Genomic DNA, 13,454 nt, shown 5'->3' on the forward strand with positions numbered 1-13,454 from the left:
TCTTTACTTTACTATAAACCTGCATCTGGCGCACTTATGAACCCTTTCTGTTATTTCTATTTAGAATGAAAAAATGAAGGATGATTCATCCACTTTTGGATATCCCACGAGCCATGAATATCAAGAAGCAGCGAAACAAAACGATAGCATTCTCTCACCTCATGAAGCTGGTGAGGAAGCGGGCAAATCTCTTCATAGCCCAACTGAACATCGTGTGCAGCTTCTTTCGTCAAAAGGTATTCCAATGCAATAAAATCAAATGCAGCTGGTCCAAATACAACATACTCCGTATCCACTAGACTCGTCACTTGATCATCTTTTTCAATATATTGCGATGGATCTAAATCAATTAAAATAAGACTGGCTGAATCAGGAGGATTGAGGTGATCTAGCTTTTGCTGCACCATTTCTCCATAGCACTGAAATTCAGGCTGATCAGCATAATAGCGGCTTACAAGTTGGGAGACAGCCTTTTTTAAAAGAGCATGAAATCCTCTCAAATGTCTCGTTTCTGCACCGTATACTGCACCGAAAGAGTTTGTTCGATATGAATGAAGAAGCGCTAGTTTCCTCCCGTAATCTTTATAGAAATGTGATGAGCGCCCCTCAAAAGATGTTAAAGGGATTCCTTCTATTTTTTCCATGACATCATAATGTTTCCCTGCCTTCTTCACTTTACGAACAACTTTCGGAATATGAAAGGAATTCGTCATAGCCAGCTTTTCATTGATTTGATCGAGATGTTCTTGTCCTATATGAGCATTTACTCCATAGATTATGTCGATCCCATATTCAAACTCACTTTCTACTTTTGTCATTTTAGGAGATTTCACGACATATTCCGTTTTGTCTTGTAAGGAGATCAGCCATACATCATTAGCCCGTCCGTCGTACTGTTCTCCTAACATTTTAACTGATACGATGGGCTGGTCAAACAAAGCCTGAAGCGTTCTCTTCATGAACTGCTGTCACTCCCTCTTCAGCTTAACACTGGTATGATTTCAACTTCTCCAATGATGATCAATCTCCTTTTCCCAAGACAAAAAACCATCCGTATTAACGAATGGTTTTTTGTCAGTTACGCTAGACAGGCTTTTGCTTTTTCTAAAGCGAGCTGAATTTGTTTAAATCCAGTTCCCCCTGCGCTTGTTCTTTTTTCAACAGCAACATAAGGATCAAGCACGGTGTAAATGTCTTCTTCAAAAAGAGCGCTCGCTTCTGTAAATGTCTCAAACGGAAGATCACTTAAGTAGATGCCTTTTTGAATGCATGTATACACGAGCTTGCCAACGATTTCGTGTGCTTCACGGAATGGCATGCCTTTTTTCGCAAGGTAGTCTGCCACTTCGGTCGCATTTGAGAAATCTTCTTTTGTTGCTTTTTTCATGACATCTTCGTTCACTGTCATTGTTTGAATCATGCCTGTGAAGATTTGCAGGCTGCCAGCAATGGTTTTCACTGTATCAAACATGCCTTCTTTATCTTCTTGCAAGTCTTTGTTATACGTAAGCGGCAAGCCTTTCATAATCGTGAGAAGCCCCATCAGGTTGCCATACACACGGCCTGTTTTCCCGCGGATTAATTCAGCCATATCCGGGTTTTTCTTCTGCGGCATCATGCTGCTGCCTGTTGCATAAGTGTCATCAAGCTCAATGAATTTGAATTCTTGAGAGCACCATAAAATGATTTCCTCACAAAGACGTGAGAGATGCATCATCACAAGGCTGCTATTAGACAAAAACTCTAAAATGAAATCCCGATCACTTACGCCATCAAGGCTGTTTTCGTAAATATGATCAAAGCCAAGCAGCTCTGCTGTATATTCACGATCAATTGGGAATGTCGTTCCTGCTAACGCTCCGCACCCGAGTGGAGACACGTTAATTCGCTTCAAAGAATCTTGAAAACGCGCTTTGTCACGCTCTAGCATCCAGAAATAGGCGAGCATATGATGCGCAAAGGAAATAGGCTGTGCACGCTGCAAGTGCGTATATCCTGGAAAAATCGTTTCAACGTGCTGTTCTGCTTTTTCCACAAGCACTGTTTGAAAGGAAGAGATCAGTTCAATGATATGCTCTACTTGGTTATTCAAATATAAATGCATATCGGTGGCAACCTGATCATTCCGGCTTCTCGCTGTGTGCAATTTGCCGCCAAGCGGACCAATCTCATCAATGAGCATTTTTTCAAGGTTTAAATGGATGTCCTCATAATCCACTGAGAATTCGAGTTCATCTTCCTCTGCCTTTTTCATGAGCGTATTCAGTCCATCTTTAATGGCAGCGGCCTCCTCATCATCTAGGATACCGCATGTATTCAGCATACTTGCATGAGCAAGGGAGCCGGTCAGATCTTCTTTGACTAATTGTTTGTCGAAATGAATGGACGCGCCAAACTCATCGACCCATTTTTCAGGTGTTTTTTGAAATCGGCCTCCCCAAAGCTTTTTCATGCTTTAACCTGCTCCTTTTTATTCACGATGCTGTTTACTTTTGTTGGTAAGCCCCAAAGGTTAATAAATCCTACCGCTGCATCATGATCGAATTCATCTGCTTTTGTGTAAGTTGCTAGATTTTCATCATAAAGTGAATATGGTGATTTACGTCCTTCAACAATGGCATGACCTTTAAATAGTTTCACACGTACAACACCTGTTACGTTCTGTTGTGTTTCTTGTAAGAAAGCATCTAGTGCTCCTTTAAGTGGTGAGAACCATAATCCGTTGTATATTAATTCAGCCATTTTTTGTTCAACGATTGGCTTAAAGTGTGCAACTTCCTTCACTAGCGTTAAGTCTTCAAGCTCTTTGTGCGCTTTTAGAAGTGTGACAGCACCTGGGCATTCGTACACTTCACGAGATTTAATGCCAACAAGACGGTTTTCAACGTGGTCGATTCTGCCAACCCCATGCTGACCAGCGACTTCATTTAAATGAAGAATGAGATCAGATAAGGAATACTGAATACCATCAATAGCTGTTGGTTTTCCTTTTTCAAACGTGATTTCAATGATTTCAGGCGTGTCAGGAGTTTTTTCAAGTGGCGTTGTTAAATCATACGCTCCTTCTGGCGGTGCAGCCCAAGGATCTTCTAAAATGCCGCACTCGTTACTTCTGCCCCAAAGGTTTTGGTCGATTGAATATGGGCTGTCTAAGTTAATTGGAATTGGAATACCATGTTTTTGTGCATAATCGATTTCTTCATCACGAGACCATTTCCACTCACGCACTGGTGCAAGAACTTCTAGGTCTGGATTCAATGCTTTAATGGAGACTTCAAAACGGACTTGGTCATTTCCTTTTCCAGTACATCCGTGCGCAACCGCTACTGCATTTTCTTTTTCTGCAACTTCCACCAATTTTTTCGCAATAAGCGGACGAGATAATGCAGATACTAGCGGATATTTCCCTTCATACATCGTGTGTGCTTGTAAGGCAGTTAGTGCAAATTCCTCTGCGAACTCTTCTTTTGCGTCAATCATGTAAGACTGAACCGCTCCGACTTGAAGTGCTTTTTGTTGAACGAATGCTAAGTCTTTTCCCTCGCCTACGTCTAGGCAGCAAGCTACGACTTCGTATCCTTGCTCTTGTAACCATTTAACTGCAACAGAGGTATCAAGACCTCCGGAATATGCTAATACGACTTTTTTATTTTGTGACATGATTGAAAAGCTCCTCTCACTTGTTTTGATTCTGTGAATGTTTTTTGCATAAAAATAAGTTTTAATTTATAAACATGCATTTAGTATGTATACACTGTAACAAGGAAAAATTGTTTTTTCAACCCCTTTATGAAAAAAACTCCGCCAAATTTTCTTGGCAGAGTCATTTCAGACTATTTTTGATCCTTTTCAAGCTCTCGTAAGACGTGAGGAAGCTCTGGAATGATGAGTTTTGTCATGGCTAAACGAACAGCTCCAGTAGAACCTGGTGTGGCAAAGACGGCTTTTTGATTGACGATCCCAGCCGCGGCACGGGACAAGATAGCGGCTGAACCAATGTCTTCTGTATAGCTCAGCATGCGGAAGATTTCGCCAAAGCCAGGCAGCTCCTTCGAGAAAAGCGGGGTGATCGCTTCAATGGTGACATCCCTTGCGGCAATTCCTGTGCCCCCGTTTAACAAGACGGCATCTATTTTTGGTTCGCCTGTTCCCTCTAGTACAGCGTCTTGGATCGCTCCAATGTCATCTTTTACAATATCGTATGCAAGAATGAGATGTCCCTGTTCTTTAAGCAAATCAATCATTAGACGGCCGCTTTTATCTGTTTCTTTCGTTCTTGTGTCACTGACCGTAATGACTTTCACATAAAGCCTCGCTTTCGCCTCACGTTTATGTTCTGTCACGCTCATTTTTCGCACCGCTCCTTTCATATTGCCTCACATTATAGCATGCTGATTTCAATAGAAAAAAGCCCTTTTCCGCTGAGGAAAAGAGCTTCAAAAGGATGTTACGCTAAACGCATAACGTCTCTTGCAATCATAACTTCTTCGTTCGTTGGAATCACGATTACTTTTACAGGAGAGTGCGGGTAGCTGATGAATGCTTCTTCGCCTCTCATGTTGTTAAGAGAAGGATCCCAGTAAACGCCCATGAATTCAAGACCACGAAGGACACGTGCTCTAACTTCTGAACTGTTTTCACCGATTCCAGCTGTGAAGATGATCGCATCTACGCCATTCATTCTCGCTGCATAAGAACCGATGTATTTATGAATACGGCTTGCAAAAATATCAAGAGCTACTTCTGCACGGTCGTTTCCTTCTTCTGTTGCTTCTTCGATATCACGAAGATCACTTGATAGACCAGACACACCTAAAAGACCACTCTTCTTATTCAAAGTAGAAAGTACTTCTTCAGCTGTATGTCCTGTTTTCTCCATAATAAATGGAATAAGAGCAGGGTCAATGTTACCTGAACGTGTACCCATCGCAACACCCGCAAGCGGCGTGAAGCCCATTGAAGTATCGATTGATCTTCCGCCTTCAACTGCTGCGATACTCGCACCATTTCCAAGGTGACAAGAGATCAAACGAAGTTCTTCAAGAGGGCGGCCTAATAGCTCTGATGCACGCTCTGTTACGAACTTATGGCTTGTCCCGTGGAATCCGTATTTACGAATACCAAAGTTTTTGTAGTAGTCGTACGGAAGGCTGTATAGGTAAGACTGCTCTGGCATTGTTTGGTGGAAAGCTGTATCGAACACAGCAATCGCTGGTACGTCAGGCAGAATTTGTTTGAATGCTTTGATTCCTACAACGTTTGCAGGGTTGTGCAGTGGTGCTAGCTCTGAAAGCTGATCAATGTCATTAATGACTTCATCAGTTAAAAGAACAGAGTCGCTGAATTTCTCTCCGCCGTGAACAACACGGTGTCCTACGCCATCAATTTCATTAAAGTCTTTGATGATATTAAATTCAATTAGTTTTTCAAGCAGCATTTTAACCGCTACTGCATGATCTGGAATATCTGTGACTTCTGTTTTCTTTTCTCCATCTACAGAAATCGTGAAGATACTGTTGTCCATTCCGATTCTTTCAACAAGACCTTTTGTTAAAACGGTTTCTTCTGGCATGTCGAACAATTGGAATTTAAGAGATGAGCTTCCTGCGTTGATTGCGATAATTTTAGACATTCTTGTCGCTCCTTTTACTCAGTTGTTATATAAGGTTTCACGTTTTTTCCGGTGCTATATTCAACCTGTATGACGGGTCTTTTATAGTTTAACGATAAGTCCGAAAAATATCTGACTTTTTCATTTAAACATTGAAAACTTTGCATTTCAAGTGCACCTTTGAACTGTTACCGCTTACATCGATAAGTCGTTATTTTCTGAATAATAAAAAAGCCAGACATCACTCTGGCTATTCTTTCGTTTCTTTTTCTTCTATAAACCATTGGTCTAATTTTCTCATGACACCCACCATTGATTCTTTTTGTGAGAAAGACGGCAGATTGGCAAACAGCATCCGTTTTGGTGCTTCGAGCCCTTCCTTTTTCTTTTGCATCACAAACAAGCTTTTGGCGTGCTTTTTGTCTTTGAACATGGAAACCGGCAGCTGAATTAATGCATTCATATATGCTTGATCTTTGATAAAGTCCTTTAATTGCACGCTTTCTTTTCCTTCAAACAAATCGTTTGGAATGATGAAGAACAAGAAGCCGCCTTCTTTTGTATAACGAAGGCTTTGTTCAATAAATAAATAATGCGCAAAGGCATGTCCTTCTTTTGCCTTTAATTCATAGTCTGCTGCACGTTCATCATTTGGATAATAACCAACTGGCAGACTGCATACAGTGACATCTACTGGAGAGATCAAAAGCGGCTCAAGGCTGTCTTGATGGAAAAGCTCGACTTCCTTCTCTTCCAAATTCGCCTGTGCCCATGCAATTTTAATGAGGACATCATCAATTTCAGACGCAAAGCCGCGCTTTGTTTCTGCAGTCAGATTATTTAAGACAGCAAGCAATAAGTTCCCTGTTCCTGCTGCTGGATCAAAGACAACTAGCTCTTTTTGACCTTCTAAAAATTTATTCACCAAATAGCTGACAAACAGCCCGATCGTATCTGGGGTCATCTGACGATTTGGATGGGAAATATCCTTTTGTCCTTTCAATACGGCGAGCTGAAACGCTTTACGAATCTGCTCATGATCATAAGAGGCAAAATCTGCTTTCTCTATTACATCCTTTAGTAAACCGTCTCGATCATTTGCTTGGAAAAAGGCTTCTCCTGCTTCAGCCAATGCCTCAATATAGGAAATACTTTGTGCCTTTTTTAATCGAATAGAAGCTGTATCGAGCAGCTCAAAAATCGTACTTACTTGATCTTTCTGCAATGCTTTTCTCTCCTCGCTTTGTTAAAAGCTATATGTTCTCATTGAAAAGAGCCCCAGTATGAAGCCGGAGCTCTTGTCGATGCTGCTTTTATAACAGTGATTTTGCAGCTTCAATGGCTTTTTCATAATTTGGGTGATTCGTTGCTTCGCTTACGTATTCAGTGTAAACCACTTTCCCATTAGGGTCTAATACGAAAACTGCACGCGCCAATAAACGCAATTCTTTCATATATACACCGAATGCTTCACCAAATGACATATCTTTGTGATCAGATAATGTTTCGACATTTTCAATTCCGTTTGCTCCGCACCAGCGTGCTTGTGCAAATGGAAGGTCTGCACTAATTGTATAAATATTGACCGGACCTAAACCGGCTGCCTCTTCATTGAAACGTCTTGTTTGTGCGTCACACACACCTGTATCAATAGAAGGAATCACTGAGATGATCGTCACTTTTCCTGTTAAATCTGAAAGTGAAACTTCCCCTAGTGAATTCGTTAATACCGTGAAATCTGGAGCCTGCTCGCCTACTTTTACTTCATTTCCTACAAGCGTGACAGAACTCCCTTTAAATGTGATCGATGCCAAAACAATTCCTCCCTTATCAAATGTATGGTTCTATCATAGTAGAGAAAGCAAAAAACTGCAAAGCCTAATCGTCGCTTTTGAAAAAAAAGTTAACTGCAGCGCAGCTAACTTTTTAAAGGTCTATGTCATCTAGTTTTCGTTCTTTATGACGGTTCTCCCGTTCATCCTTCTTAAACATGTGCTGAAGACGTTCAATTGCTTGAGGAGCAGAATCCAATATTTTATCAAGCAGATGTGTATGTTCATCCAAATGAAGCATTCGAACGCCATTTGTTCCGACAATTAAGAAGGCGATTGGTGTAATAGACACACCTCCGCCGCTTCCTCCGCCAAATGGGAGTCTCGGTTCTTTTCGTTCTTGATCATCAGAACGTTTTTCTTTCTTTTGGTTCCCGTTAAATTCACTACCGCCGGCTGCAAATCCAAAACCAACCTTTGACACAGTAAGAATGACACTGCCATCAGGGGTTTCGACTGGATCGCCGATGATCGTATTCACATCTATCATTTCTTTTAAGTTTTCCATCGCTGTCTTCATAAGACCTTGGATTGGATGATCTGCCATTTTCGGGTTCCTCCTTAAACAGATGATTCATTCTTCGTTGCTTGAAGAGAGGCACTTTTTCTCGCCTTTCTTCCTTTTAACCAATGGACAAGTAAACGAATGGCTGCAAGCATAGCATGTCCAATACGAAAATAAGCTATACATGTAAACTGGGTCTGTGACACATTGTGCTGAAAGGCAGGAATAACTTCATATACCGGTTTATGCTTAAAAGTGAGATGCTCCTGCATAAAGGCAAGCAATGCTCCTTTGACTGACCACACCCCGCCGGCTGCTACACCTGTTAAAGCGGCGTCATGAAAACCGATCCATGTTGACCAGTGAAACGATACAACCCTCATGTGAATGAAGAATTTACGCATGATCCGGTTTAAATCGACGATCTCTTTTGTGATGCGCTCCATTTGATGAAGGATTTGCTTCATATCACGCTTTCCCACTTTTTTATGTATGGATTCTTTTTCGTGACTAGGGGTTTTGGCGCTCGCCATCTTCTTTTCACGTATATCAATCGTTTGATCTTCTGGATTGATCTTCACCATCGGAATGTCTTTTTTGAGTCTGATGATTCCATATAAAGTGATGATCTTCAGTGCAAGATGGTCATTGTCATTTGCATGTGAATAATCCAGTGAAATGGTCACTTTCATGAAGATCAATAAGATCCCAAGGAACAAAAAAGCTGCGATCCAAACGTAAAGCACTGTGCTCACTTCCTCTATAACAAATGATGCTTCCTCTACGATTATGGCTCTCATTCTGGATTTTATACCCAATCATAAAAAAAGAGTTTGACCGGTACCCGGCCAAACTCCTCTGATTATACGTTTGCTTCTGTTTTTTCATATAGGTGTTCATGGACGACCACCGTATCGGCAAAGTAATCATGAACCCCTTGCTTTTTCGGTGTGAACCCAACAACAGCATAGAGTACAAAAAGCGTATTAATATAGCGTCCCACAATCTCTCTAAAGAAAATGACATCCCATGCCAGTTTCTTCTCAGGCTGAAGTGAGACCACTTTGATCCCAAACACCATTTTTCCAAGCGTTTGTTGAAAGATTTTCGTCATGATGGCGAAATAAAGCAGGAATACAATCGTCGTTGTGACAGAGAATGGAGAAAACCATCCTCCTCCTTTGGACCAGCCAAACAGACTAAAGATTGGAGAAACCGTCAAATGGTTGACACCCCAGACGACGAGCCAATCAAGAATAAACGCCCAAAACCTAATCCAAAATCCTGCAAACGCCTGTGCTTCAATCATTGCACGTTTCGCAAGAGCCGGATTCGATTCTTCTTGGCTTCGGCTTTCGGTTACTTCATCGAATGTAGAATCCATCTATGATCCCTCCTTTATTTTGAATAGAGATACATCGGTTTAGACCCATTTGAGCCAGCCAGTGTTTCTTTTAGATTGAGAAAATCAATTTCACTTTTAAAGAGTTTGCTTGCGCTCATATTGAAGAGAGAGTTCCAGCCGAAGCTTTGAGAATAGCTGATCACTGTCGCTCCTTTTAACCCTTTTTCATTTTTCTTCATTGCTTTGATTGCATCTTCATAATATCCAAGCTCATCAACTAATCCGTTCGATTTTGCCTGTGTTCCGTCATAGACCCGGCCGTCAGCAATTTTCTTCACGTCTTGTTTTGACATGCCGCGTCCTTCCGAGATCACTTTGACAAATCCTTCATACGAGTTATCGACCATGCTTTGCATGATGTCTCGCTCATCTTTTGTCATATCACGATTTGGTGACATGATGTCTTTGAATTTTCCGCTCTTAATTGTTTCGTATTTAATACCTAAATTATCTGCCAGCTTTGAATAGTTCAAACTTTGCATGATCACACCTAACGAACCTGTTAATGTTTCAGGTGAAGCAAAGATTTTCTTGGCTGGAGTTGATACATAGTAGCCGCCAGACGCTGCCATTGAGCCCATGGAGACGTAAATCGGCTTCTTCGCTTTTTTCACTTCTTCTAATTTTTTATGTATTTCTGCACTTTCATAGACACCGCCGCCAGGAGAGTTAACGCGCAGCAGTACACCTTTTACTGAAGCATCATCTTTCGCTTTTTCTAGTTCCTTGAGGAATGCACGGTGATCATAACCTTCTCCGCCTAACAGACTTGATGCTCCGCCATTATCTTGGATGGTTCCATTAATCTCAAGAACCGCAATTTTTCCAGCACCGCTTCCATCCTCTAGTACCTTCTCTTCTATTTCATCTCCAAATTGATAGCTCATTTTATTGTCATTGAAGCTTTCATACAAAGCCGTCGTGACACTAATCACAATTGAAAATCCGAAAACTCCAAGTGCAATGATTAACGCTACCCATCTTTTCGCATTCATCTTTTTCTCCTCCTTTTTGTCTCTCTTCATTGATACGAATATTCACATGAAATGTTTCACAGGAATTGTGGTTTTTTTACATTTCAATTCATCATATGATAGCACCTCTTTTCATTCACGATCAACTTTACATCGTCTGCCAAGTCATACGCATGACGAAAAATTGGCTTTTTTCTCCTCTCTCTGCACCTAATAGGCTAGAGCTTCACCACAACGAAACACCTAAACCACTCTTTCATGAGAAAACAGCTATTCAATTATGCTCAAATTCTGCCCTTTTCAAATCCCTTACATTGACTCATTTCTCAAAACGAATGCCATTATCACAGAGGTTTTTCTAATATTTTTACTTTCATATGAAAAAAGTGTAAAATGTGAGCAAGGCTTCATATGTAAGCCCTTTATTACTTTAAATCTACTTTTGACAACGAAGGGGAGAACGTCAATGACAGACAATCGTCGCAATGTATTTTTCTTTTACAAAAAAGATCATGAATTGGATGAACACATTTCTTCTCTGGAGAAGCTCGCTACCGATCAAGGCTTTCAAGTCGTCAAGCGTGCAGAGGATGCCCATATTATTGCTTCAATTGGCGGAGATGGCACATTTCTTCAAGCAGTCCGCAAAACGAACTTCCGGGATGACTGCTTATATGTAGGGGTATCAAAAACAGAGAATTCGCATTTATACTGCGATTTTTCATTAGAACATTTTGATAAAATGATTGATGCCATGAACACTGAACAGATTGAAGTGAGAAAATATCCGATCATTGATGTAAGCGTTGACAGTACAAACCAGTTCCATTGCTTAAACGAACTGTCGATCCGCTCAAGCATTATTAAGACATTTGTGATCGATGTGTATATAGATGATTTCCACTTTGAAACATTTAGAGGAGACGGAATGATTATTTCTACTCCGACTGGCTCAACAGCCTACAACAAATCGGTAAACGGCGCAGTGGTTGACCCGATGCTCCCTTGTATGCAAGTCACAGAGCTCGCTTCGCTAAACAACAACTCGTACCGTACACTAGGTGCTCCTTTCATCTTAAGCAGTGACCGCAAGCTAACACTGAAGGTTGTGCAGGACGGAAACGACCATCCGATTATCGGGCTTGATAACGAAGCACTTGGCACAAAACACGTCAAACAAATTGACATCGGACTTTCAGGAAAAGTCATTAAAACGGTGAAATTAAAAGACAACTCCTACTGGGAAAAAGTAAAACGCAGATTCCTTTAATCAAAAAGCTCCTTTACGGGGCTTTTGTTTTCTTTTCAGCGTGATAGAAAACCTTTGAAGTCTAGGAAGAGTGAGCACCGGAACGGAGCGAATTTGACATTCGTGAGTACCGGAGCTCAAATCTGACACCGAATGCGAGGGTTTGTCTACACGCTGAAAGCTCCTTTACGGGGCTTTTTTTCATGTCTTTTCATTCACGGTCATGATTATGGTATGATGTCACAAGTATGAATGTACGAAAAGGAGAACACGATGACATTACAACAATTTGATCAATATCCATTAAGCGATGATTTAAAACAAGCGCTAAAAGCACTTCACTTCCATACACCTACACCTGTTCAGCACGAGACATTATCCGTTGCTTTTTCAAAGCAGGATCTGATCGTCAAATCTCAAACAGGCAGCGGCAAGACGGCAGCCTATGGTTTGCCGATTTGTGAAATGGTCGATTGGGCTGAAAATAAACCTCAAGCCCTCATCCTCGTTCCAACGCGAGAACTCGCCATGCAGGTCAAACAGGATCTCACAAGCCTTGGACGATTGAAACGAATTAAAGCCGCAGCCATTTATGGAAAAGCCCCTTTTCAAGCTCAAAAAGTAGAGCTTGCACAAAAAAACCACATTGTGTGCGGAACACCGGGACGAGTCTTGGATCACCTTGAGAAAGGTACTCTTTCCTTAGAAAACCTTAAATTTTTTGTATTAGATGAAGCGGATGAAATGCTGAACATGGGGTTTATTGATCAAGTCTCCTCTATTATTCAGTATCTGCCGCCAAAGCGCATGTCAATGCTGTTTTCAGCGACCATGTCTGATGAGATGAAGAAATTAAGTGAACAGTTTTTACATTCACCAAAAGTAATTGAAATTGCACGGGAAGAAACGTCTGTACCACAAATCACTCACACCGTGATTGAAACGGAGGAAGAAGCGAAATTCTCTCTTCTTCAGCGTACGATCGTGATTGAAAATCCAGATAGCTGCATTATTTTCTGTAATACCCAGGACCGAGTGAACGAACTCACATTGAAGCTGGATGAATGGGATGTGCCTTGTGACAAAATTCATGGAGGCATGAGACAAGAAGACCGCTTCGCTGTCATGGATGAATTCAAAAACGGTGAGTTCCGTTATTTGATCGCAACCGATATAGCAGCCCGGGGTATTGATGTCAGTGATATGACACATGTGATTCATTATGACCTTCCCTATGAAAAGGAGCGCTATATTCACCGAACAGGAAGAACGGGCAGAGCGGGAAAAAGCGGAAAAACCATTGCGTTTATGACGAAAAATGCAAAGCCTCTGATTGATGAATTAAAAGAGGAAGCAGGTATTGATTTCAAGACGCAGCCATACCCAACAAAGGAAGACGCAGAGCAGCATGTAGAAAGCTTTGAAGAAAAGATTGAAACGCCGATTCAAAAGGAAAATAAACAGGCAGGCGTTGAAAAGGATATTATGAAGCTTTATTTTAACGGCGGGAAGAAAAAGAAGCTGCGGGCTGTTGATTTCGTTGGGACCATTGCCAAAATAGAAGGCGTTGCCTTTGATGACATTGGGATTATTACCATTCAAGATACGAAAACATACGTCGATATTTTAAACGGCAAAGGCCCTCTTGTGCTGAACGCCATGCGCCACACAACCATTAAAGGCAAGCAGTTAAAAGTTCATGAAGCACGTCAATAAAAAGTGAAGGCTAAGCGCCTTTACTTTTTTATTTAAAATAAAATAAGCTTACAACCCTTGAACCATCAGCCTTTCCTGCGTTCAACATGACAAATGTCATATTGAATACATGATGGGTGCTACTATGAGCATGACGCCTTTCCTTCTATACTTTGAAGTAGA

The 13,454-nt window shown here is 41.2% G+C and carries 13 protein-coding genes; 2 read left to right on the forward strand and 11 right to left on the reverse strand.

Annotated features, from left to right (window positions below; translation table 11 throughout):
• Nucleotides 1-56: 56 nt before the first annotated feature.
• The 11 genes from SB660_RS15440 to sppA all read right to left on the reverse strand — a co-directional run bounded on the left by SB660_RS15440 (nucleotide 57) and on the right by sppA (nucleotide 10,348).
• The gene (locus SB660_RS15440; protein WP_180310378.1) at nucleotides 57-959 is read right to left on the reverse strand and encodes an aminoglycoside phosphotransferase family protein; all 903 of its coding nucleotides are present in this window, start codon (nucleotides 957-959) and stop codon (nucleotides 57-59) included.
• 119 nt (nucleotides 960-1,078) lie between these two features.
• Nucleotides 1,079-2,452, reverse strand: a complete 1,374-nt coding sequence (gene argH, locus SB660_RS15445) for an argininosuccinate lyase (RefSeq protein WP_410583196.1) — start codon at nucleotides 2,450-2,452, stop codon at nucleotides 1,079-1,081.
• The gene (locus SB660_RS15450) at nucleotides 2,449-3,660 is read right to left on the reverse strand and encodes an argininosuccinate synthase (RefSeq protein ID WP_003216486.1); all 1,212 of its coding nucleotides are present in this window, start codon (nucleotides 3,658-3,660) and stop codon (nucleotides 2,449-2,451) included. Before SB660_RS15450 ends, argH begins: the two co-directional genes overlap by 4 nt.
• Before the next feature lie 173 nt (nucleotides 3,661-3,833).
• A complete protein-coding gene (locus tag SB660_RS15455) occupies nucleotides 3,834-4,349 on the reverse strand; it encodes a MogA/MoaB family molybdenum cofactor biosynthesis protein (RefSeq protein WP_058015079.1) in 516 nt (171 codons plus the stop codon).
• A 98-nt stretch (nucleotides 4,350-4,447) separates the two neighbouring features.
• The gene (locus SB660_RS15460; protein WP_003216471.1) at nucleotides 4,448-5,632 is read right to left on the reverse strand and encodes an acetate kinase; all 1,185 of its coding nucleotides are present in this window, start codon (nucleotides 5,630-5,632) and stop codon (nucleotides 4,448-4,450) included.
• A 229-nt stretch (nucleotides 5,633-5,861) separates the two neighbouring features.
• On the reverse strand, nucleotides 5,862-6,836 hold the full coding sequence (locus tag SB660_RS15465; RefSeq protein WP_058015078.1) for a class I SAM-dependent methyltransferase: 975 nt from the start codon (nucleotides 6,834-6,836) through the stop codon (nucleotides 5,862-5,864).
• Nucleotides 6,837-6,924: 88 nt separating this feature from the next.
• A complete protein-coding gene (gene tpx / locus SB660_RS15470) occupies nucleotides 6,925-7,425 on the reverse strand; it encodes a thiol peroxidase (protein ID WP_058015077.1) in 501 nt (166 codons plus the stop codon).
• 112 nt (nucleotides 7,426-7,537) lie between these two features.
• Nucleotides 7,538-7,990 carry a GerW family sporulation protein gene (gene ytfJ / locus SB660_RS15475; protein ID WP_003216488.1) on the reverse strand — a complete coding sequence of 151 codons (453 nt, stop codon included), beginning with the start codon at nucleotides 7,988-7,990 and terminating at the stop codon, nucleotides 7,538-7,540.
• A 14-nt stretch (nucleotides 7,991-8,004) separates the two neighbouring features.
• Nucleotides 8,005-8,712, reverse strand: coding sequence for a DUF2953 domain-containing protein (locus tag SB660_RS15480; protein ID WP_410583283.1), 708 nt, complete (start codon nucleotides 8,710-8,712; stop codon nucleotides 8,005-8,007).
• A gap of 98 nt (nucleotides 8,713-8,810) precedes the next feature.
• On the reverse strand, nucleotides 8,811-9,332 hold the full coding sequence (locus SB660_RS15485) for an RDD family protein (RefSeq protein ID WP_061409079.1): 522 nt from the start codon (nucleotides 9,330-9,332) through the stop codon (nucleotides 8,811-8,813).
• Nucleotides 9,333-9,346: 14 nt separating this feature from the next.
• Nucleotides 9,347-10,348, reverse strand: coding sequence for a signal peptide peptidase SppA (gene sppA, locus SB660_RS15490; RefSeq protein WP_012010881.1), 1,002 nt, complete (start codon nucleotides 10,346-10,348; stop codon nucleotides 9,347-9,349).
• Between the two features lie 445 nt (nucleotides 10,349-10,793).
• Here sppA and SB660_RS15495 point away from each other — a divergent pair, with 445 nt between their 5' ends.
• On the forward strand, nucleotides 10,794-11,597 hold the full coding sequence (locus SB660_RS15495) for an NAD kinase (protein ID WP_144520966.1): 804 nt from the start codon (nucleotides 10,794-10,796) through the stop codon (nucleotides 11,595-11,597).
• A gap of 252 nt (nucleotides 11,598-11,849) precedes the next feature.
• Entirely contained in the window at nucleotides 11,850-13,292 is a 1,443-nt protein-coding gene (locus SB660_RS15500; protein WP_410583201.1) for a DEAD/DEAH box helicase, read from the forward strand.
• The last annotated feature ends 162 nt before the right edge of the window (nucleotides 13,293-13,454 follow it).

The sequence above is a fragment of the Bacillus sp. SIMBA_005 genome, assembly GCF_046535585.1.
In the GTDB taxonomy this organism is placed as follows: Bacteria; Bacillota; Bacilli; order Bacillales; family Bacillaceae; genus Bacillus; species Bacillus pumilus.

What these genes read in the sequence shown, in the direction of transcription:
- SB660_RS15460 (WP_003216471.1), bottom strand. Translation starts at nt 5,632, where the DNA reads ATGTCTAAAATTATCGCAATCAACGCAGGAAGCTCATCTCTTAAATTC.
- SB660_RS15495 (WP_144520966.1), top strand. Translation starts at nt 10,794, where the DNA reads ATGACAGACAATCGTCGCAATGTATTTTTCTTTTACAAAAAAGATCAT.
- SB660_RS15450 (WP_003216486.1), bottom strand. Translation starts at nt 3,660, where the DNA reads ATGTCACAAAATAAAAAAGTCGTATTAGCATATTCCGGAGGTCTTGAT.
- sppA (WP_012010881.1), bottom strand. Translation starts at nt 10,348, where the DNA reads ATGAATGCGAAAAGATGGGTAGCGTTAATCATTGCACTTGGAGTTTTC.
- SB660_RS15440 (WP_180310378.1), bottom strand. Translation starts at nt 959, where the DNA reads ATGAAGAGAACGCTTCAGGCTTTGTTTGACCAGCCCATCGTATCAGTT.
- SB660_RS15455 (WP_058015079.1), bottom strand. Translation starts at nt 4,349, where the DNA reads ATGAGCGTGACAGAACATAAACGTGAGGCGAAAGCGAGGCTTTATGTG.
- SB660_RS15500 (WP_410583201.1), top strand. Translation starts at nt 11,850, where the DNA reads ATGACATTACAACAATTTGATCAATATCCATTAAGCGATGATTTAAAA.
- ytfJ (WP_003216488.1), bottom strand. Translation starts at nt 7,990, where the DNA reads ATGGCAGATCATCCAATCCAAGGTCTTATGAAGACAGCGATGGAAAAC.
- argH (WP_410583196.1), bottom strand. Translation starts at nt 2,452, where the DNA reads ATGAAAAAGCTTTGGGGAGGCCGATTTCAAAAAACACCTGAAAAATGG.
- SB660_RS15485 (WP_061409079.1), bottom strand. Translation starts at nt 9,332, where the DNA reads ATGGATTCTACATTCGATGAAGTAACCGAAAGCCGAAGCCAAGAAGAA.